This is a genomic window from Streptomyces lavendulae subsp. lavendulae (assembly GCF_002803845.1).
Taxonomy (GTDB): Bacteria; Actinomycetota; Actinomycetes; order Streptomycetales; family Streptomycetaceae; genus Streptomyces; species Streptomyces lavendulae.
Genome location: NZ_CP024985.1, coordinates 960,916 through 980,888 on the forward strand (window position 1 = coordinate 960,916; position 19,973 = coordinate 980,888).

18 protein-coding genes, 1 tRNA gene and 1 riboswitch are annotated in these 19,973 nt (G+C 73.6%); of the genes, 10 read left to right on the top strand and 9 right to left on the bottom strand.

All coding sequences use genetic code 11. The features are described 5' to 3' along the window. Window positions 1-8 precede the first annotated feature (8 nt). Both SLAV_RS04285 and SLAV_RS04290 read right to left on the bottom strand, forming a co-directional pair. Window positions 9-881 (bottom strand): polysaccharide deacetylase family protein, encoded by an 873-nt coding sequence (locus SLAV_RS04285; RefSeq protein ID WP_234333573.1) that lies wholly within the window; start codon window positions 879-881, stop codon window positions 9-11. Between the two features lie 117 nt (window positions 882-998). Continuing rightward, window positions 999-1,946, bottom strand: a complete 948-nt coding sequence (locus tag SLAV_RS04290; protein ID WP_030229805.1) for an aldo/keto reductase — start codon at window positions 1,944-1,946, stop codon at window positions 999-1,001. Window positions 1,947-2,774: 828 nt separating this feature from the next. Between SLAV_RS04290 and SLAV_RS04295 the strand changes: the two genes are divergently transcribed. Further along, entirely contained in the window at window positions 2,775-3,764 is a 990-nt protein-coding gene (locus tag SLAV_RS04295) for a hydroxyacid dehydrogenase (RefSeq protein ID WP_051840866.1), read from the top strand. Here the strand turns inward: SLAV_RS04295 and SLAV_RS04300 are convergent. Both SLAV_RS04300 and SLAV_RS04305 read right to left on the bottom strand, forming a co-directional pair. Continuing rightward, the gene (locus tag SLAV_RS04300) at window positions 3,725-4,549 is read right to left on the bottom strand and encodes a sugar phosphate isomerase/epimerase family protein (protein ID WP_051840848.1); all 825 of its coding nucleotides are present in this window, start codon (window positions 4,547-4,549) and stop codon (window positions 3,725-3,727) included. The genes SLAV_RS04295 and SLAV_RS04300 overlap by 40 nt on opposite strands. Next, entirely contained in the window at window positions 4,546-5,622 is a 1,077-nt protein-coding gene (locus tag SLAV_RS04305) for a LacI family DNA-binding transcriptional regulator (RefSeq protein WP_030229802.1), read from the bottom strand. Before SLAV_RS04305 ends, SLAV_RS04300 begins: the two co-directional genes overlap by 4 nt. Window positions 5,623-5,824: 202 nt before the next feature. On the opposite strand from SLAV_RS04305, the gene SLAV_RS04310 reads away from it, so the two are divergent. The 9 genes from SLAV_RS04310 (at window position 5,825) to SLAV_RS04350 (ending at window position 15,787) form a co-directional block, all read left to right on the top strand. Next, window positions 5,825-6,976 (top strand): Gfo/Idh/MocA family protein, encoded by a 1,152-nt coding sequence (locus SLAV_RS04310; RefSeq protein WP_030229801.1) that lies wholly within the window; start codon window positions 5,825-5,827, stop codon window positions 6,974-6,976. Next, entirely contained in the window at window positions 6,973-8,127 is a 1,155-nt protein-coding gene (locus tag SLAV_RS04315; protein WP_234333572.1) for a dihydrodipicolinate synthase family protein, read from the top strand. The genes SLAV_RS04310 and SLAV_RS04315 overlap by 4 nt, the downstream gene beginning before the upstream one ends. After that, window positions 8,124-8,963, top strand: coding sequence for a sugar phosphate isomerase/epimerase family protein (locus SLAV_RS04320; RefSeq protein WP_030229799.1), 840 nt, complete (start codon window positions 8,124-8,126; stop codon window positions 8,961-8,963). The genes SLAV_RS04315 and SLAV_RS04320 overlap by 4 nt, the downstream gene beginning before the upstream one ends. Window positions 8,964-9,015: 52 nt before the next feature. Next, the gene (locus tag SLAV_RS04325) at window positions 9,016-11,430 is read left to right on the top strand and encodes a polysaccharide lyase 8 family protein (RefSeq protein ID WP_030229798.1); all 2,415 of its coding nucleotides are present in this window, start codon (window positions 9,016-9,018) and stop codon (window positions 11,428-11,430) included. 27 nt (window positions 11,431-11,457) lie between these two features. After that, complete coding sequence (locus SLAV_RS04330; RefSeq protein ID WP_030229797.1) at window positions 11,458-12,255, top strand: SDR family oxidoreductase; 798 nt, start codon at window positions 11,458-11,460, stop codon at window positions 12,253-12,255. A gap of 329 nt (window positions 12,256-12,584) precedes the next feature. Further along, on the top strand, window positions 12,585-14,216 hold the full coding sequence (locus tag SLAV_RS04335) for a N,N-dimethylformamidase beta subunit family domain-containing protein (protein ID WP_234333571.1): 1,632 nt from the start codon (window positions 12,585-12,587) through the stop codon (window positions 14,214-14,216). A 140-nt stretch (window positions 14,217-14,356) separates the two neighbouring features. Continuing rightward, window positions 14,357-14,737: a VOC family protein gene (locus SLAV_RS04340; protein WP_030229795.1), complete on the top strand. Its 381-nt coding sequence runs from the start codon at window positions 14,357-14,359 to the stop codon at window positions 14,735-14,737. A gap of 160 nt (window positions 14,738-14,897) precedes the next feature. Next, the gene (locus SLAV_RS04345) at window positions 14,898-15,359 is read left to right on the top strand and encodes an SRPBCC family protein (RefSeq protein ID WP_030229794.1); all 462 of its coding nucleotides are present in this window, start codon (window positions 14,898-14,900) and stop codon (window positions 15,357-15,359) included. Further along, window positions 15,359-15,787 carry a MarR family winged helix-turn-helix transcriptional regulator gene (locus tag SLAV_RS04350; RefSeq protein ID WP_030229793.1) on the top strand — a complete coding sequence of 143 codons (429 nt, stop codon included), beginning with the start codon at window positions 15,359-15,361 and terminating at the stop codon, window positions 15,785-15,787. The genes SLAV_RS04345 and SLAV_RS04350 overlap by 1 nt, the downstream gene beginning before the upstream one ends. A gap of 49 nt (window positions 15,788-15,836) precedes the next feature. Here the strand turns inward: SLAV_RS04350 and SLAV_RS04355 are convergent, their stop codons facing one another. The 5 genes from SLAV_RS04355 to SLAV_RS04375 form a co-directional block, all read right to left on the bottom strand. Continuing rightward, the gene (locus SLAV_RS04355) at window positions 15,837-16,667 is read right to left on the bottom strand and encodes an ABC transporter ATP-binding protein (protein ID WP_051840845.1); all 831 of its coding nucleotides are present in this window, start codon (window positions 16,665-16,667) and stop codon (window positions 15,837-15,839) included. Next, window positions 16,664-17,707 carry a FecCD family ABC transporter permease gene (locus tag SLAV_RS04360; RefSeq protein ID WP_030229791.1) on the bottom strand — a complete coding sequence of 348 codons (1,044 nt, stop codon included), beginning with the start codon at window positions 17,705-17,707 and terminating at the stop codon, window positions 16,664-16,666. The genes SLAV_RS04355 and SLAV_RS04360 overlap by 4 nt, the downstream gene beginning before the upstream one ends. Continuing rightward, window positions 17,704-18,687, bottom strand: coding sequence for an ABC transporter substrate-binding protein (locus tag SLAV_RS04365; protein ID WP_030229790.1), 984 nt, complete (start codon window positions 18,685-18,687; stop codon window positions 17,704-17,706). The genes SLAV_RS04360 and SLAV_RS04365 overlap by 4 nt, the downstream gene beginning before the upstream one ends. A 35-nt stretch (window positions 18,688-18,722) precedes the next feature. After that, window positions 18,723-18,863, bottom strand: a riboswitch (cobalamin riboswitch). Between the two features lie 453 nt (window positions 18,864-19,316). Next, window positions 19,317-19,460 (bottom strand): hypothetical protein, encoded by a 144-nt coding sequence (locus SLAV_RS40875; protein ID WP_158740643.1) that lies wholly within the window; start codon window positions 19,458-19,460, stop codon window positions 19,317-19,319. Between the two features lie 306 nt (window positions 19,461-19,766). After that, window positions 19,767-19,840 (bottom strand) — tRNA-Trp (locus tag SLAV_RS04375). Between the last annotated feature and the right edge of the window lie 133 nt (window positions 19,841-19,973).

The window sequence follows — 19,973 nt, forward strand, 5'->3', positions numbered from 1 at the left end:
CGGCCCGGTCAGTCCGGGGTCTCGCCCTCATCGGTGAGGAAGTCGCGGAGGTCGGTGATCGCGTAGCCGGCCGCCTGCGCCGCGTCGATGATCCGGGGCAGGGCCCGGGCGTCGAGGACGACCCCGTCGCCAGTGCTGCCGACGTGCATCTGCAGGACGGCGCCGGGGGCGAGGGCGTCCACGGCCCGCCGGACCACCCGGTCCACGGTCATCCCGCCCTCGGGGCCGAGGTATCCGTTGGTGTCGGTGGTGAACTCGACCACCGCGTAGCCGAGGTCGTTGACGTCGGCTACGGACTCGTCCGTGGTCGCGCTGTAGGGGAACCGGAAGAACGGCAGCGGCTCGGCGCCGGACGCCTCCCGAATCGCGGCGTCGGCGCGGCGGACCTCGTCCTGCCGCTCCGAGGTGTCGAGGTCGTCGAAGTACGGATGGCTGTACGAGTGGTTGCCGAGGCCGTGCGCGGCGGCCATGGCCCGCACGGCGGCGGGGTGGGCCCGCGCGAAGGCGCCGGTGGGGAAGAACGTGGCGGGCAGCTTCCGCCGGCGCAGCTCGGCCAGGACGACGTCGATGCCGCTCTCGTCCCAGGCGGCGTTGAAGGTGAGCGCCACGACCTTGCGGGTGGTGGGGATCCGGCGGAGCTCGGCTCCGAACCACGCCGCGGGCGGCCGCGGCCCCGCCCGACGCCGGGCCGGGGGCGCCGCGTCCGGCGCGGCCGCCGCCGTGCTCGCGCCGTGAGCCAGGGCCGGCGCGCCCGCGCCGCGAGCGGGGGCCGCTCCCGTGGCCGCGAGCACCGTCGTCGTCCCCGCCGCACCGAGGACCGCCAGGGCCGCCCGTCGTCCGGTGTCCGTCACCTCGGCCCGGTCCACCTTTCCCCTGTCCACCTTGGCTCCGCTCCGTTCGCTCCGGTTCTGTCCGGCACTGTGCAGGAGGGGGCGGGCGGGAGCCCGCAGCGCGCGCCGGGCACCCGGGTGATCCGGGGCCGGCGCACGGAGCGGCCGTCAGGCCGGGAGGCCCGCGACGGCGTCGATCTCGGCCAGCAGCTCGTCCTCCAGCGGACGGTCGGCCACCGCCGCGTTGGCGCGTACCTGGTCGGCGGAGGTGGCCCCGGCGATGACCGAGGCGCAGCCGGGCTGGGCGGAGAGCCAGCCGATGGCGAGCTCCAGAACGGTGCGCCCGTACTTCTCGGCGATCGCCACCAGGGCCTCCACCGTGTCGAGGCGCTCCTCGGTGATGTAGGAGTCGCGCCCTTCCAGGCGGGAGCCGGCCGGGACGGGGGCGCCCCGGCGGATCTTGCCGGTGAGCAGGCCGTTGGCCAGCGGGAAGTAGGGCAGGACCCCGAGGCCGTAGTGCACGGCCGCCGGGACCAGCTCCCGCTCGGCGGAGCGCTGGAGCAGGGACCACTCGTTCTGCGCCGACACGAAGGGCACCGCGCCGGTCTCGCGGGCCACGTGGGCGGCCTCGGCGAGCTGCCACCCGCTGAGGTTGGAGTGCCCGATGTAGCGGATCTTCCCCTCGGTGACGAGCTCGGTGAGCGCGGCGAGGGTTTCCGCGACGGGGGTGGCCGGGTCGGGGCTGTGCAGCTGGTAGAGGTCGATGTGGTCGGTGTCCAGGCGGCGCAGGGACTCCTCGACGGCGCGCCGGATGTAGCCGCGGCCGCCCCGGGATCCGGCGGCGGGCCCGTAACCCATGTCGACACCGTCGTAGCCGAACTTGGTGGCCAGGACCACCTGGTCCCGGCGGCCCTTGAGGGCCTGCCCGAGGTGGGTCTCGGAGCCGCCGGCGCCCCCGTAGATGTCGGCGGTGTCGAGGAGGGTGATGCCCGCGTCGAGGGCGGCGTCGACGACGGAGCGGGTGGCCTGGGCGTCGAGACGGCCACCGAAGTTGTTGCAGCCGAGGCCGACCGCGGAGACCTTCAGTCCGGAACTGCCCAGGGGGAGATAACGCATGCGGGTTCTTCCTCCACGCTCATCCGATACATGATCAATGAATCGTTTCGCAGTCTAGGCACAAGAGGCCCTGTCGGCACCGGCGTTCGAGCCCGGCGGGCGTGAACACCTCGTGACGGCGGGTCCTTCAGCGCCCGCTCGGCTGCCGTGCCGGTGGCCGGGTGCCGCTACGCGGACATCGTGCGGGGAGCGTTGCCGGCCATACGGCTGACGCCCTGCCGGCCGGGCACGCCGATGGGCCCGGTAGGAGGTGGGAGCGCGGGTGGCGGCCCTGCTGCCGGACCGGCCGACCAGGGGTGAGGGGCCGCGCCGGCACCCGGACCCGCTCCCCCGCCCGAACGTCCGGGCATGACCGCCACGAGGCGACCGTGTCGATCGGATCGCGTGTTCCCTCTTGACCGTGCTGCGGCTCGTGCAAAGGATGGGCTGCGTTCTCCCACCCGTCGCCGCACGCGGTCACCCGTAGGAGCCGCTCCGTGTCGCGCAGCTTCCGCATCCCCGCCCCTCCCACCCGCTCAAGGGCCGCGCCGCACCCGACAGTGCGGCCCGATGGACGACCCGGAGGCCGGCGCGGGTGAACTCCTGCTCCCCACGGACGTGTCGCTCCCCGAGCACTGCCCGGGCTTTGTGACGATCTCCCTGTTCACCCGCCCGGCCATCCGGCACAACCTCCACGACGAGCGGCTCCGTCCCGTGTCGCCGTCGTCCCGCTCGCGCCGGCCTTCCCGGCCACCGGCGCTTCCGGCGCTTCCAGCGCCCGGGTCTCACCGCAGGAGCCGTCACGTGACCCGTCCCGCCCCCTCCTCCCGGCCCACCACGGTGCTCGCCATGAGCCCCGCCACCCGCGAGGCGGTGCTGACCCGCCGGATCCTGCCGGAGCTGCTGCGCGTAGCCGATGTCGACCCCGACCTGCTGGTCAGCGACTTCGCCCGGGACGACGACCCGGGACTCCGCGGCCGGCTGGCCCGCGCCGAGGTGCTGTTCACCGGCTGGGGCTGCCCGCCGCTCGACGAGGAGGCGCTGCGCCGGATGCCGCGGCTGCGAGCCGTCGTCCACTCGGCCGGGAGCGTCAAACACCATGTGACCGCGGCCTGCTGGGAACGGGGACTGCTGGTCTCCAGCGCGGCCGCCGCCAACGCGGTACCGGTCGCGGAGTACACGCTCGCCGCGATCCTGTTCGCCAACAAACGGGTGCTGGAGTCCGCGCACTCCTACCGCTCCCGGCGCGGACCGGTGGATCTGCTGCGCCACTACCCGGAGGCCGGCAACTACCGGCGCACCGTGGGGCTCGTGGGCGCCTCCCTGATCGGGCGGCGGGTGATGGAGCTGCTGCGCCCCTTCGACCTGCGGGTCCTCGTGCACGATCCGTACGCCGACCCCGCCGAGGTCGCCGCTCTCGGCGGGGAGCTCTGTCCGCTGGAAGAACTCCTTCGCCGCAGTGACGTGGTGAGCCTGCACGCCCCGGCGCTCCCGGAGACCCGCCATCTGCTCGACGCGTCCCGGCTGGCCCTGATGCCGGACGGCGCGACCCTCGTCAACACGGCGCGGGGCTCGCTCGTCGACACGGCCGCCCTGACCGAGGAGCTCGTCGCCGGGAGGCTGCACGCCGTGCTCGACCACACCGAACCCGAGGTACTTCCCGCCACCTCCCCGCTCTTCGACCTGCCGAACGTACTGCTCACCCCGCACGTCGCCGGATCGCTCGGCGGTGAGCTGGACCGGCTGGCGACGAGCGCGGTCGAGGAGCTGGAGCGGTATGCGCGCGGCCTCGGCTTCCGCTACCCCGTGGACCCGGGCCGTCTGGCCCGCTCCGCCTGACCGGCCGCGGCCACCAGTCGCACCAGGTGCTCCCGTCCTGCCGCGAGCCCTCCGGCCAGTTCCGCGGCCTCGGGGTACCAGCGCTTCTCGTACTCCCAGCACAGCCATCCCCCGGCCGGCGCCCGGGCCACCGCCTCGGCGAGCGGCAGTACCCCGGCGCCGAGTCCGAGCGGGGTGAGCTCCCGCGCGGACGCCACGTCCTTCACCTGGAGGTAGCCGAGGTGGCCGCCCAGCAACCGGCACGACTCGGCCGGTGCCTCGCCGCCCAGCCAGGTGTGGAGCACGTCCCACAGTGCGCCCGCGCCGGGATGTCCGACGGAGTCGAGCACCCTGGCGGTGGCGGCCGCGGTGCGGTGCGAATCGTGGGTCTCCAGCAGGATCCGCACTCCGTGCCGGGCCGCGAAGGGGGCCGCCGCGCACAGCCGCCGGGCGGCGTGGGCATCCGCTTCGGCCTCGGGCAGGTCGCCTCCGCCGGGAAAGACCCGGACGTACGGGGCTTCGAGATCGGCCGCGAGCCGGACGAGGTCCCGCAGCTCGGCGAGGACGGGAGCGTCCTCCCCGGCCGCCGCCACCCTGGCGTATCCGGCCACGGCGAGGACGCTCACCCCGGCTCCGGTGACGGCCCGCAGCCCGGCCGCCCGGTCCGCGTGAGGACTCCCGGGATGCAGCGGTTCCTCGGAGTGGGCCCGCAGTTCGAGGCCGTCGTAGCCGTGCTCGGCCGCGAGCCGGGCGCTCCGGGCGAGGGAGGTCCCCGGCACGCCCAGTGTGGAGAAGGCGTACCTCACGGTCTCCTCCGTCCGGCCGTCGGCGGGGCGGTGGAGCCCCGCACCATGAGTTCGGTCGGCAGGGTGGTGATGCCCCCCGGCGGAAGGGCCCGGCGGCCGGTCACCAGCTGCGCGGCGAGCAGGCCCGCCTCACGCAGCGGCACCCGGACGGTGGTGAGGGCGGGAGCGGTGTCCACGGCGAACGGCAGGTCGTCGAAGCCGGCGACGGAGACGTCCTCGGGGATCCGCAGGCCCGCTTCGCGCAGGGCGGCGGCGGCGCCGGTGGCGACGGTGTCGTTGGCGGCGGCCACAGCGGTGAAGGGTCTTCCCCGGCGCAGCAGTTCACGGGTGGCGTCATAGCCGGCGGAGCGCTCGAAGCCGGCGTGGACGGTGAGCGCGGCGCAGGCGTCGGACCCGGCCGGATCGTGCCGCGCCAGGGCTGCCCGGTGCCCGGCGAGCCGCTCCCGGGTGGTGCTCAGTCCCGGCGGGCCCGCCAGGTAGGCGATGTGCCGGTGGCCGAGCGTCATCAGGTGCTCGGCGAGGCGGAAGGCACCTCCCCGGTCGTCGAACGTGATGGTGGCGACGGGCAGGGCGGCGGGCAGGGGCAGCGGCGGGCGACCGCACAGGACCACGCGCGTCCCGGCGGCCGCCATCCGGGAGACGCGGACGGCGAGTGCGGCAGTGTGGTCCGGATTCTCGGCGGCCCCGCCCGTGAGGACGACTCCGCCGGCCCGCTGGCCCTCCAGCAACCCGAGGTAGGCGGTCTCGGCGGCCGGATCGCCCGCCGTGTTGCAGACCACGGCCAGTCTCCGCGCCTCCCCCGGCCCGGTGGGATCGAGCGCGCTCTGCAGGGAGCCCGCGAGGATGCCGAAGAAACTGTCGGCGACGTCGTGGACGAGCACGCCGACCAGGTCGGAGGTGGCGGCCGCGAGCGCCCGGGCGGGGGCGTTGGCGATGTAGCCCAGTTCCTCCACGGCCTGCTCCACGCGGGTGCGGGTGCCGCCTGCCACCGGGTATCCGCCGTTGAGCACGCGGGAGACCGTGGCGGACGACACCCCCGCTCGCGCCGCGACCTCGGCAAGAGTCACCGCCATCTCGAACCCCTCCTCCTCGGCCCGGCCGTTCGTCCGGGCCATCGTCTCGTCCGCCGTGTGGACCTCCATTCTGAGCGATCGGGCAAGCGCTTTCCATCACTCGAACGTGTGTTGTGCCAAGGAGGCCGACAGCCCTAGCCTGAAAGGACAGAAAGCGCTTTCTATCGAGAAGGAACGACCGGCACGGAAGGACGCGGACACCATGGAGCGCAGGACGATCAGGATCGCGATGAACGGCGTGACCGGGCGGATGGGGTACCGCCAGCATCTGGTCCGCTCCCTGCTGGCCCTGCGGGAGCAGGGCGGGCTGGACCTCGGGGACGGGACGGTGCTGTGGCCGGAGCCCGTCCTGATGGGACGCAGGGAGGCGGCCCTCCGGGCCATCGCCGACCGGCACGGCCTGGAACACGTCTCCACCGATCTGACGGCCGTACTGGCCGACCCGGAGGTGGAGGTCTACTTCGACGCCCAGGTGACCGCCGCCCGGGAGACGGCGGTCCGTCAGGCCATCGCCGCCGGGAAGCACGTGTACTGCGAGAAACCCACGGCCCTGACCTTCGAGTCCTCGATGGAGCTGGCCAGACTCGCCGCGGCCGCGGGGGTCAAGCACGGAGTGGTGCAGGACAAGCTGTTCCTGCCGGGTCTGCTGAAGCTGAGGCGGCTCATCGAGGGCGGCTTCTTCGGCGAGGTCCTGTCCGTGCGCGGCGAGTTCGGCTACTGGGTCTTCGAAGGAGACTGGCAGCCGGCCCAACGCCCCTCGTGGAACTACCGGGAGCAGGACGGCGGGGGCATCGTCGCCGACATGTTCCCGCACTGGGAGTACCTGCTGCACGAGCTGTTCGGCCGGATCCGCACGGTGCAGGCACTCACCCGCACCCACATCGGCCGCCGCTGGGACGAGGACGGCAAACCGTACGAGGCCACGGCGGACGACGCCGCGTACGGCATCTTCGAGCTGGAGGGCGGGGCCGTCGCCCAGATCAACTCCTCCTGGGCCGTGCGGGTCCACCGCGACGAGCTGGTGGAGTTCCAGGTGGACGGGACGCACGGATCGGCGGTGGCGGGGCTGCGCGGCTGCCGGATCCAGCACCGGGCCTCGACCCCGAAACCGGTGTGGAATCCGGATCTTGCGCACACCGAGCCGTTCAGGGCCCAGTGGCAGGAAGTGCCGGACAACAGCCCGGCCGACAACGCCTTCAAGGCCCAGTGGGAGCTCTTCCTGCGCCACGTCGTACGGGACGAACCGTGGCGGTGGGACCTGCTGGCAGGAGCGCGGGGGGTACAGCTGGCCCGCCTCGGGCTGCGCTCCAGCGCCGAGGGCCGCAGGCTGCCGGTGCCGGAGGTGGTGCTGTGAACGGGATCCTGCTCCCCTCGGCGGACGGCGGGTTGCGTCTGCACCGGCCGTCACGGGTTCCGCTCGGGCCGTTCGCCTGCGGCCCGGCCCGCAGCCGCGTCCTCTACTCCGCCGCGCACGTGGCCGCCTCCCCGGCACCGGACGCCGGTGGCCCGGTGGTCGACTGGGAGGCCACGCTCGCCTTCCGCCACCGGCTGTGGGCCCTGGGCCTCGGGGTCGCCGAGGCGATGGACACCGCCCAGCGGGGCATGGGCCTGGACTGGCCGGCCGCGGCGGAGCTGATCCGCCGTTCGACGGCCGAGGCCCGGAGCGTGGGCGGCCGCATCGTCTGCGGCGCCGGGACCGACCAGCTCCCCGCGGGGCGCCCGCACCCCCTGGCGGCGATCACCGCGGCGTACGAGGAGCAGCTCGCGTACGTGGAGTCCTGTGGTGCGGGGGCCGTACTGATGGCCTCCCGCGCCCTGGCCGCCGCGGCCCGCTGCCCCGAGGACTATCTGGAGGTCTACGGCGGACTCCTGCGGCAGAGCACCCGCCCGGTCGTCCTGCACTGGCTGGGGCCGGTGTTCGACCCCGACCTGAAGGGCTACTGGGGCCACGAGGACCTCGACGGGGCGACGGACGTCGTACTGAAGATCGTTTCCGAGTACCCGGACAAGGTGGAAGGGATCAAGGTCTCGCTGCTGGACGCGGAGCGGGAGGGCGACCTCAGACGGCGGCTCCCGGCGGGCGTGCGCTGCTACACCGGTGACGACCACCACTACCCGCAGCTGATCGCCGGGGACGGGGAGCTGGCCAGCGACGCCCTGCTGGGGATCTTCGACCCGATCGCACCGATCGCCGCCCGCGCGGCCCGGGCCCTCGACCTGGAGGACCCCGCCGGGTTCCGGGCGCTGCTGGACCCGACGGTGGCCCTGGCCCGGCACCTCTTCGCACCGCCGACCCGCCACTACAAAACGGGGATCGTCCTGCTGGCCTGGCTCGCGGGGTACCAGGAGCACTTCACCCTCCTGGGCGGGCACCGGTCGGCCCGTTCCCTCCCGCACCTGGCGGGCGCGTACGAACGGGCGGACCTGCTGGGCCTGTTCCCCGATCCGGAGCTGGCCGCCGACAGGATGCGCGGGCTCCTCGCGGCGCACGGAGCGGGCGCGTGAGCCGGGCCGGGGCACCGGACCGGCTGAGCCTCAACCAGGAGACGGTCCGGCAGTGGTCGCTGCCCGAGCTGGTGGCCGGCTGCGCCGAGGCCGGGGTGGGCACCGTGGGGCTGTGGCGGGACCCCGTCCGCCGTTTCGGCGTGCGGGAGACGGCGAAGCTGGTGGCGGGCTCCGGACTGCGGGTCAGCTCCCTGTGCCGCGGCGGTTTCTTCACGGCCGCCGACCGGGCCGGCCGGGCCGTCGCGCTCGATGACAACCGGCGCGCGGTCGAGGAGGCGGCCGAGCTGGGGGCGGACGCGCTGGTGCTGGTCTCGGGCGGGCTGGCAGAGGGCGAGCGGGATCTGGCGGAAGCGCGGCGCAGGATCACCGGCGTCCTGGACGAGCTGGTGCCCTGGGCAGCGGGGCACGGGGTACGTCTGGGGATCGAGCCGCTGCACCCGATGTTCGCGGCCGACCGTTGCGTGGTCTCCACCCTGGGCCAGGCCCTCGACATCGCCGAACGGTATCCGGCGCGCCAGGTGGGTGTGGTCGCCGACGCCTACCACGTGTGGTGGGACGAGCGGCTGGAGGCGGACCTGCGGCGGGCCGGTGGGGCCGGGCGGATCGTGTCCGTGCAAGTGGCCGACTGGGTGACCCCGCTCCCCGAGGGGGTGCTGCTCGGCCGGGGACAGCTGGGCGACGGCTGCGTGGACCTGCGGGGGTTCCGCGAGACGGCGGACGCGGCCGGCTACCGGGGGCCGGTGGAGGTGGAGATCTTCCATCCGGGGCTGTGGGCCCGGGACGGTGCCGAGGTGCTGCGGGAGGTGATCGACCGCTACCGCGAGCACGTCGAGTGACGGAGCAGGACCGGGCCGACGGGGCCGGCGGCGATCGGAAGAGGAGCATGCGATGACGGATGTGTGGAGTCGGCGGTCCTTCCTCTGCGCGGCGGGCGGGGGCGCCCTGCTGCTGGGGGCACCCGCCGTACGGGCGGGGGCCGCACCCGTGGCGGAGGACTGGGCCGCCCTGCGCGCGGCCTGGCGGCATCTGGTGCTGGGCGGTGGGTTCCCGGCGAGTGCCGAGCCGTTCCGTTCACGGCTGACCGAGCTCGGGGAGACGGCTCGGGGCTGGGCCGCCGCGATGGCCCCGGCAGCCGGTTCGCTCTGGCCCGACCTGGGGTTCACCACGGATCCCGAGAAGATGATGCAGAGCTACTACCGGCTGCGGACGATGGCGGAGGCCTATGTCCGCCCGGGCACCGGGGTCACCGGGGACACGGCGCTGCTGTCGGCCCTGCTCGGTGGCCTCGACCAGATGCACGCGCAGGTGTACCACGCGGGCCGGGCGCGGTACGGCAATTGGTACTGCTGGCAGATCGGGGCGCCGCAGGCACTGCTGGACGTGTGCGTGCTGCTGTACGGGGAGTTGACGGCGGACCGCCTCGCCGCGTTCTGCGCGGCGGTGGACCACTTCGTGCCGGACTCCGCCGTGGCGGCCTACGGCGGGACGAGTACGGGGGCCAACCGGGTCGACCTGTGCCGGGTCCTGGCCGTGCGCGGGGTGGTGGGCGCGGATCCGGCGAAGATCTCCCTGGCCGCCGACGCGCTCGCGCCGGTCTTCCCGTACGTCACCGGCGGGGACGGGCTCTACCGCGACGGGTCGTTCGTCCAGCACACCTGGGTGCCGTACACGGGGACGTACGGCGCGGTGCTCCTGGGCGGTCTGGGGCTGCTGTTCGCGCTGCTCAAGGGCACCCCTTGGGAGGTCACGGATCCGGGTGCGCGGATCGTCTTCGACGCGGTGGAGCGGGCCTGGGCACCCTTCCTGTTCAACGGGCTGGCCATGGACTGCGTGTCCGGTCGGGCGGTCAGCCGGGGGCTCACCGCCCTGGACGCACGGCAGGTGCAGCAGGACGACCACACCCGGGGGCACGCGCTGCTGGCCGGGATCCTGTTGCTTGCCGAAGGGGCGGGTCCGGCCGAGCGCACCCGTTGGCGGGGGCTGGTGAAGGGGTGGACGGCGCGGTCCCATTACAGTCCCCCGGCCGCCGACCGCAGTCTCGGTCTGGCCCCGCTCGCGGCGCTGGCGGAGCTCGAAGCCGATGCCTCGGTGACGGCGCTGCCCGAGCCGGTCGGGCACCGCCTGTTCCCCTCGATGGACCGCGCCACGCACCGGCGGCCCGGCTGGGCGGCCTCGCTCTCCCTGGCCTCCCGGCGCATCGCCCACTACGAGACGGGGAACGGGGAGAACCTCCGCGGCTGGCACACCGGCAGCGGGATGCTCGCCTGGTGGGGTTCCTCGTACGGCAACGGCCAGTACTCGGACGCCTTCTGGCCCACCGTCGACCCGTACCGGCTGCCCGGCATCACGGTGGCGCGCAAGGCACTGGCCGACGGCGCGGGCGGCGACTGGGGTGCCCCGCGGCCCGACGCGGCCTGGGTGGGCGGGAGCACCGACGGGGAGTTCGCGTCGGTGGGTCAGCACCTGCGCGGCCTCGGCAGCACCCTGGAGGCCCGCAAGTCGTGGTTCTTCCTGGCCGACACGGTGGTCTGTCTGGGGGCGGGGATCCGTGCCTCGGACGGGGTCGTGGTCGAGTCCGTCGTCGACAACCGCAACCTGGGGGCGGCCGGCAGCCACGCCCTGACGGTGAACGGGGCCGTTCAGCCTTCGGGGCCGGGCTGGTCGGGGGTGTACCGCGCCCCGGGGTGGGTGCATCTGGCGGGCTTCGGCGGGTACGTTCTGCACGGTCCGGGAACCTTCAGGGCCCTGCGGGAGGCGCGCACCGGCCGCTGGAGCGAGGTGAACCGGGGCGGTTCCGCCACCGCGCTGACCCGGCGCTACCTCACCCTCTGGTACGACCACGGCACGGACCCGGCGGGCGCCGGGTACGCCTACCAGCTGCTCCCCGGGGCCGATGCGGACCGGACCGGGGCGCGGGCCTCCGCGTCGGGGTGGATGGCCGTCCTCGCCAACGACGAGGTGGCCCAGGGGGTGGCGGTGGGCTCGCTCGGCTTCACCGGCGTCAATTTCTGGCGGCCCGGGGTCGCGGGGCCGCTGGAGGCGAGCGCACCGTGCTCGGTCACGGTGCGGGAGAGGGGGGACGGCACGGCTACGGTCTGCGTCGCCGATCCGGGCCGGGTGGTGGAGGCGCTGGACGTGGTGTGGGACCGGCCCGTCGCGGCGGTGCTGTCGGGGCCGCCGAGCCTGCTCTCGGTCGTGACGGGCCCACGGCTGCGGCTCCGGTTCGGGAACCTCACGACGGCCGCCGGAGCGAGCCAGGAGGTGGTGGTACGACTGGGGGGCAGCGCCCTCCGGATGTCGTGAGGGGCGGGTCCCGACCGGAGGAGGATCATGAGTGGCGAAACGCACCCGACGGGGCAGCGGGGAGCAGACGGGGCGGCGCGTCCGCTCGCCCTGGTGACGGGGGCGGGGCGTTCGGCGGGAATCGCCGCGTCCGTGGTCCTGGATCTGGTCCGGGCGGGCTGGGACGCGGCCTTCACCCACTGGACTCCGTATGACGAGCGGATGCCGTGGGGCGTGGATCCGGGGGCTCCCGAGGAGTTGCGGAAACAGGTGGAGTCCCTCGGCGGGAGGGCACGTGCGATCGAGGCGGATCTGAGTGATCCGACGGTGCCGGCTCGGCTCTTCGACAGGGTCGAGCGCGAACTGGGGAACGTCACCGCGCTGGTGCTCTGTCACTGCGAGTCGGTCGACTCGGGCCTGCTGGACACCACCGTGGAGAGCTTCGACCTGCATTTCGCGGTCAATGCGCGGGCCACCTGGCTGCTGATCCGCGAGTACGGGCTGCGGTTCCGCGGCCGGCACGGCAGCGGCCGGATCGTCAGCCTGACCAGCGACCACACCGCCGGCAACCTGCCGTACGGGGCGAGCAAGGGGGCCATGGACCGGGTCACCTTGGCCGCCGCCCGGGAGCTCGCCCACCTGGGGGTGACCTGCAACGCGATCAATCCGGGGCCGACGGACACCGGGTGGATGTCGGAGGAACAGAAGGCGGACACGGCCCGCGTCACGTCCCTGGGACGCGTCGGCATGCCGCAGGACTGCGCGAACCTGGTCACGTTCCTCTGCTCGGCAGAGGGCGGATGGATCAACGGCCAGCTCCTGCGGAGCAACGGCGGGCTCGGATAGGCAAGCGCACCATCGCAGGCGGAAACGGAGGAACCCCGGGTTCGGTACACCAGCGGGACGATGAGCAGACGACGGATTCGACGGGGCCTCCTGCCAGAAGCGGTCCATGCGCGCGACATCCAGCGCGTCGATCACGATCCCCGTCGGCATCCCGTTTCCCCCGTGACGCGGGGCAGGACGGATGGTCTGCGGCTGCGGTTCGAGCGACGTCACGCGGTGACTCCCGACCGGCCCTCGTCCGGGGCCCGTTCCGACTCCTCGCTCCGTCCTGACGGGGTGATCCCCGACGCGGTGCCGGGGAGGCGGTGGGCGTGACATAACGTGCCCGCATGGATCAGGAGCACATAGCCGACGGCGCCGAGGGTGCGGGCCGGCGACGTTTTCTCGCCATGGCGACGGGTGCGGCCACGGTCGCCGGGATCGGCGCGGTGGCCGGCTGCGGGACGGGTGGCGGTGGCGCGCCGGGCGGAGACGCATCGGGCGGTGCCGGGGCGGACGGGGCGCCGAAGCCGGGCGGTTCCGCCTCGGCGCCCGCGCCGGGGGCCGGGTTCGACGTGAAGGCCGAGAACGCCCGGCCCGGCAACGCCGACTGGCACGTGACGAAGGCCGGTCCGGCCCGCGCCATCGAGGGCTTCGCGGACCGGGTGTCCGTCCTGCCCGGCGAGTCCTTCGGACTGCACGTGTCCACCACCGCGCCGCGTTTCACCGTCTCCGCCTACCGGATGGGCTGGTACGGCGGGGCCCGGGCCCGCCTGGTGTGGCGTTCGGAGGCACTGCCGGGGGTCCGCCAGCCGGAGCACACGGTGGAGCCCGGGACCCGCATGGTCCGCACGCGGTGGCCGCGTACCGCTTCGGTCGACACCAAGGGCTGGCCCGAGGGCTGTTATCTGCTGCGGCTCGACGCGCAGGGCGGCGAGGGCCAGCGGTTCGTGCCGGTCACCGTCCGCTCGGCGGCGACGGCCGGCCGGACGGTGATCGTCAACGCGGTGGCGACCTGGCAGGCGTACAACCGGTGGGGCGGATACGGCAGCTACGACGGTCCGAGCGGCGGCTACGCCTCGCGTTCGCTCGCCGTGACCTTCGACCGGCCGTACGAGTACGACGACGGCGCGGGACTGTTCCTCGTCTACGAAGCGCCCCTGGTCGCGCTGGCGGAGCGGCTCGGGATACCCCTCGCGTACGCGACGACCACCGATGTGGCGCGGGAGAAGCGGCTGCTGGAAGGGGCGTCGGCGGTGCTCTCGCTCGGCCACGACGAGTACTGGTCGCCCGAGCAGCGTGCGCACTTCACCGCGGCCCGCGACGCGGGCACCAACATCGCGGTCCTCGGTGCGAACTGCTGCTTCCGCCGGATCCGGCTGGAGGCCTCGGACCTGGGCCCGGACCGTACGGTGGTCTGCTACAAGTCCTCCTACGACCAGGACCCCGGCTTCAAGCGGGGTCATCCGGCCACGGTCGACTTCCGCTCGCCGCCCGCGGCGGACCCCGAGAGCTCCCTGCTCGGCGTGATCTACGACGGGTATCCGGTGGACGCCCCGTACGTGGTCACGAACCCGGGCCACTGGCTGTTCGAGGGGACGGGGGCGAAGGCCGGGGACAGCTTCGCGCACCTGGTCGGGGTGGAGTACGACAAGGTCAACACCGGTTTCCCGACGCCCCGCCCGATCGAGATCCTGGCCCATTCCCCGGTGGTGTGCGAGGGACGGCCCAGCCACCAGGACTCGGCCTACTACACCGTGCCCGGCGGGGCGGGGGTGTTCGCGACCGGCACGATGCGCTGGGTCGAGGCCCTCGACGCGTCGGGCGACGGCCGCAGCGGCGCCGATCACGGCCTGGACGCGCGCGCCGGCGCGCTGACCACGCGGGTGACGGAGAACCTCCTGCGGGCCTTCGCCGCGGGACCGGCCGGGCGGAGCCGCCCCGCACGGGACAGCGTCAAGGAGGTCTACGGCACACCGTGAGGCTGCCACCACGCATGCGGCGATATCGGTGGACTTCGCCCGCACGGGCTGCTTAGGATCACGAACACGGCATCGCGTGTCGGTCACCGACCGGGTGAGGCATGGAGGTGCCGTGACGTGCCTTGCGGAGGCATTCACCCATGTCGGTCCAGCTGAACCACACGATCATCTACTCCCGTGACAACCGGGAGTCCGCCGAATTCCTGGCGCACATCCTCGACCTCGAAGTCGGTCCCGAGTGGGGTCCCTTCGTCCCGGTGTCCACCGCCAACGGGGTCACCCTGGACTTCGCCACCATCCCGGCCGAGTCCATCGCCGTGCAGCACTACGCGTTCCTCATCTCGGAGGCGGAGTTCGACGCGGCGTTCGAGAAGATCCAGGCGGCGGGCATCCCGTACTTCGCCGACCCGCACGGAAAGCACCCGGGCGAGATCAACCACAACGACGGCGGCCGCGGGGTCTACTTCCCGGACCCGAACGGTCACGGCATGGAGATCATCACCCGCCCTTACGGCGGCTAGCGGGAACATCGCAGCACCTGGAGGGGCCCGTGGCGCGGTATGCGCCGCGGGCCCCTCCGCTCGCGCGGGTCTGACGAGGTCCTCGGGGGCACCCATGGACAGGTAGTCTGCGCAGAGATAGTCTGTGGGCAGAACATCAGCTGCCGAGGGAGACCGCACCATGTGGACGTACGAGCACAGCGTCGAGACCACCGCCACCGCCCCCTCCGTCTGGCGCCTCTGGTCCGACGTCGCGCGCTGGGCTGACTGGAACGCCGAGATCGAGAAGATCGAGATCGACGGACCGTTCGCGCCGGGCACCCGCATCACCATGACCCCGCCCGGCGAGGACCCGATCCCGCTGATCGTCGCCGAGGCCGTGGAGAACGAACTCTTCGTCGACGAGGCCCGGTTCGGGGGCCTGCTGCTGCGCACCCTGCACCGCGTCGACACGGCCGGGCCGGGCCGGATCCGGGTCACCTACCGGATGGAGATCACCGGAACGGGCGCGGACGAAGCCGGGCCCGAGATCGGACCGGGCATCACCGCCGACTGGCCGGACACCATGGCCGCGCTGACCCGGCTGGCCGAGGCGGCGGAGGCAGCCGAGGCGAAGCCGGCCGACGGGGCGGCGGCCCGCTGATGGCGCTGCGGCCCGCCGACAGCCCCGGCTTCCTCCTCTGGCACGCGACGCTGCGCTGGCAGCGCGACATGGCCGCGGCACTGGCCCCGATCGGCCTCACCCATGTGCAGTTCGTGCTGCTCGCCTGCGCCTGGTGGCTCAACGGTCGGGGCGAACACCCCAACCAGCTGGCCCTGGCCCGCCAGGCCGGCACGGACGTCAAGATGACCTCCCAGGTGCTGCGGGCCCTGGAGCAGAAGGGGCTCGTGGAGCGGGAGGTCGACCCGGCCGACACCCGGGCCAAACGGCTCCGGGTCACGGAGGCGGGCGCCGCGCTGGCGCCCCGGGCGATCGCCGCCGTCGAGGCCGCCGACGCGGAGTTCTTCCGCGCGGTCCCCCTCGACGAGGCCCTCCCCCTCCTCCGCCGCCTGGCCCTCCCCGAGGAATGACCCCCTCCCCGACCTCCGCGGGCTGGACCCGGCCCCCGGCCGCTCCGCCTCAGGGCGCCGCCGTTCCCCCCGCCGCGTGCCGCAGTCGTGCGGTGGGCGGCTCCGGCGGGAGGTAGACGACGTTGGGGGCGGCCGTGGTCGGGTGGATGCCGATGCGCGTGCGGACGCCGTAGACCTCGGCCAGCAGGTCCTCCGTCAGCACCTCGCCCGGCGGGCCCGCCGCGACCACCCGGCCGGCTGCCAGGACGTACAGCCGGTCGCAGAAGGATGCCGCCAGGTTGAGGTCGTGCAGGACCAGCAGACTCGTCGTGGGCAGGCCGCGCACCAGGTCCAGGACCTCCAGCTGGTAGCGGATGTCGAGGTGGTTGGTCGGCTCGTCCAGGGCGAGGAGGCCCGTCCCCTGGACGAGGGCGCGGGCGACGAGCGCGCGCTGGCGCTCACCGCCGGACAACTCCTCGAAGCGTCGCTCCGCGAAGGCGGTCGCACCGACCGTCTCCAGGGCCCTGTCGACGTGCAGGGCGTCCCCCGGGCCGTCCTGTTCCCAGAACCGCTTGTGCGGGCTGCGCCCCATGGCGACGACCTCCCGGACCGTCAGGCCCGGGACGCCGGAGCCGTCCTGGGGAACGGCGGCCACCTTCCGGGCCCGTTCCTTGACGCTCAGCAGACCCGCGTCCCTCCCGTCGAGCAGCACGCGGCCGGCGGTGGGCCGCAGCGTGCCGTAGACGCAGCGCAGCAGGGTGGTCTTGCCGCTGCCGTTCGGCCCGACCACGGCGACCGTCTCCCCGGGCCGGGCGGTCAGGTCCACCCCGCGCAGCAGTGGCTGCCCGTCGATCTCGTAACGCACGGCCTCGACGGTGAGTTCCACCGGACTCCCCGTCATCCGGTCACCCCCTCACCGCGGCCGGACCTGCGCAGCATCCACAGGAAGAACGGCCCTCCCACCAGTGCGGTGACCACGCCGACGGGTATCTCCTCGGGTGCCGCCGCCGTACGGGCGAGCAGGTCGGCCAGGGTCAGGAACACGGCCCCGCCCAGCGCGGCGACGGGCAGCAGGGCGCGGTGCCCGGCGCCCACGACCATCCGGGCGGCGTGCGGAACCATCAGCCCGACGAAGCCGATCGCCCCGCTGGAGGCCACCAGCACCCCGATGACGAGGGAGGTCAGCACGAACGCGGCGGCCCGGAACCGGCCGGTGTCCAGACCCAGGGTGTGCGCCCCCTCCTCCCCCGCGAGGAGCAGGTCGAGGGGCCGGGCCAGGGTGACGAGGACACCGGTTCCGACGAACAGCGCGGCCGCGGGAAGGGCCAGTTCGCTCCAGCGGGCCCCGCCCAGGCCGCCCAGTGTCCAGAACAGTACGGAGCGCATCTGGTCGGGGCTCGCGGACAGCACGAGCACCAGGCTGGTCAGGGCGGAGAGCACGTACTGCACGGCGACTCCGGCCAGGATCAGCCGGCCGGTGGTCATGGTGGCGCCGCGCCGGGCCAGGGCGTAGACGGTGACGAGCGCGGCCATCGACCCGGCGAAGGCGGCGAGCGGCACCCCGGCCCCGCCCAGCGCGCCGACGGCGCCCGCACCGGCGGCCGTGCCGAAGACGATGACGAGCACGGCACCCGCCGAGGCGCCCGAGGAGGCGCCGAGCAGGAACGGGTCGGCGAGCTGGTTGCGCACGAGGGCCTGGAGCACCGTGCCGGTGACCGCGAGTCCGGCGCCGACGACCGCACCGAGCAGCACGCGCGGCATGCGGACGTCCCACACGATGGAGGCGAAAGCGCCGCCCCGTGCGCCCGGTCCGGCGAGGAGCAGGTCGAGGACCCGGCCGGGGGCGATCCGTACGGGTCCCAGGGCGAGCCCCGCCACCGCCGACGCCGCCAGCGCGGCGGCGAGGAGCAGGAGGACGGTGGCGGTCCGGCCGCGCTTCACGCGGCGTCGGGGTGCAGTTGGCGGCCCAGGGACTCGACGGCGTCGGCGACGCGCACGCCGAGCACGGCGGAGGAGAGCGGCAGTACGACGAACCGCCGGTTCTTGACCGCGGGAACCTCCGCCAGCGCCGGGTCGTTCAACAGGCGCTGCTTCTTGGACTCGACGGTGGTGCCGCCGTAGTCGTAGATGAGGACGACCTCGGGCTTGCGCTCGATGACCTTCTCCCACGACACGTCGCCGAAGGTGTCGTCAAGGTCGGCGAAGACGTTCGTGCCCCCGGCGAGGGAGACGATCTCGTTGCCGATGCCGTTGCCGCCCGAGGTGAAGGCGGAGCCCTCGCCCGAGTCGTAGACGAAGACGGGCGGCTTCGGCCGGTCCTTCAGCCGTGCCGTGACGGTGTCGACGCGGCGCTGCTCGTCCTCGACGAGGGCCGCTCCGCGTTCGGGTACGCCGAAGGTCCGGGCGACCTCGGTGATCTCGGTCTTCAGTTGGGCGAGGCCGACCGGGCCCCGGGTGCAGTACTCCACGCTCAGCCGGGAGCCGATGCCGGACCGGGCGAGCCCTTCACGGTCCCGGCCCTGGCCCTTGTCGAAGGCGCTGGCGTAACCGCCGTACACGAAGTCGGGGTCGGCTCCGAGGAGCACCTCCTTGGAGGGGTATTCCCCGGCCAGCACCTTGATCTTGTCGTAGGCGGGCCGGTAGGCGGGCAGCACGGAGTCGTCCAGGTAGGCCGTGCCGACCATCCGGTCCTGCAGTCCGAGGGCCAGCATGATCTCGGTGGCGTGCTGGTTCATGGTGACGGCCCGCTCGGGCGGGGCCTGGTAGGTGCTGGTGACACCGCAGTTGGTGACGGTGTACGGGAACCCGGGCGCGGGCGGGACCGCACCGGCGGGTCCATCGGCCGGTCCGCCGCAGGCGGCGAGCGGAACCAGGGCCGCGAGGGCGGCGATTGAGCGCAGGGCTGCGCGGGAACGCGACATGGCGAGGCCTCTCCGGGGGATCCTCGTCCCCGGTCGAAGTGAAGAGGCGGCGCGTCAGTGTCTGACTCCCGGGGCCCCGCGGGTCGGCGGAACTCCGGTCACAGTGGCGGGACCGCACCGGATTCGCACCGGTTTCCTGTCCTGCGCCGCCTGGAACAACCCGCACAAGTCTGCCAGATGCCGCCTTTGCCCCGAACGGGGGCCATGGGGAAGCAGCGGCCACGGGGGAGCAGTACCGGCGCCCGCTCCCGCGTTCGGCGGTGGCGGGCGTTCCACTTTTCGGAATCTCCCCCGTCATATGCCTACCGCCGCCCCACCTGCGGGTCTACGGTGCTGCCACCGGACCATCCCGGGCCGGCGCCCCTCCCGGCTCCCCACGGGAGGGGCGCCGCGCGCCCGGGTCCGGGCTCGTTGTCAGTGGTGGCGGATAGCGTGGACGCATCATCCGCGAGCAGTTCCTGACTTGCGGGGACGCTGCGGGCTGCAGCTGCACGGCGCCGCCCCGCCGGGCCCTTCAGGGCACGAGAGACCGGCGGGGCGGAGCACTGTCAGGCCTGGGGCGACCGTAGCCGCTCGCGCAGGCGCCGCCCGTCGGCGCGCGCCTCACTTCGATGCGCCGGGGCCGGACCTCAGGCTGCGGGTACGAGAGTCGCCCGCAGCCACTCACGCAGCAGAGCCTGGTACTCGTCGGAGCCCGCCTGCCCGACCGCGACGAGCGCACGGATCCGCTCGTTCAGTTCAGCCGCACGGTCTTCGGCAGGGGTCGGGATCATGTCGCACAGGATATCGGTCCCCAACCGCCTTCCGATCCGCGCTCCCCCGGGCCGGCCCGCATGATCCGTACAGTCGCGCTCGACGTCGGCGAGACCCTCACCCACGACGACCGCTAATGGGCCGACTGTCCATCGACTCCCTGCTCGACCTTCCCGGTCTCGTCGATCCCGGCGGGCGAGGCGGCAGCCAAGGTTGACCGCCCGCAGTGGCGTGCGACCTGGAACAGGCTCCCGAAACACAGCGAACGCCCAGCAGGGAGAAGGCTCCCGCCCGGGCGTTCGTCGTGTGCGTGCCGGTGGTTCTTGCAGGGGCGGCAGGATTCGAACCTGCGGCCTACGGTTTTGGAGACCGTTGCTCTGACCAGCTGAGCTACACCCCTTCGGTGGGACCAACCATGACACGACAGGTCCCGAAGATCCACTGAATTCGGGTGTCAACCCGGGGAAAGTTCGCGGCGGCCCGGCGGGCGCCCCTCCGGGCTTCGGCGGACCCAACAGGCGCAGCAGGCGGAA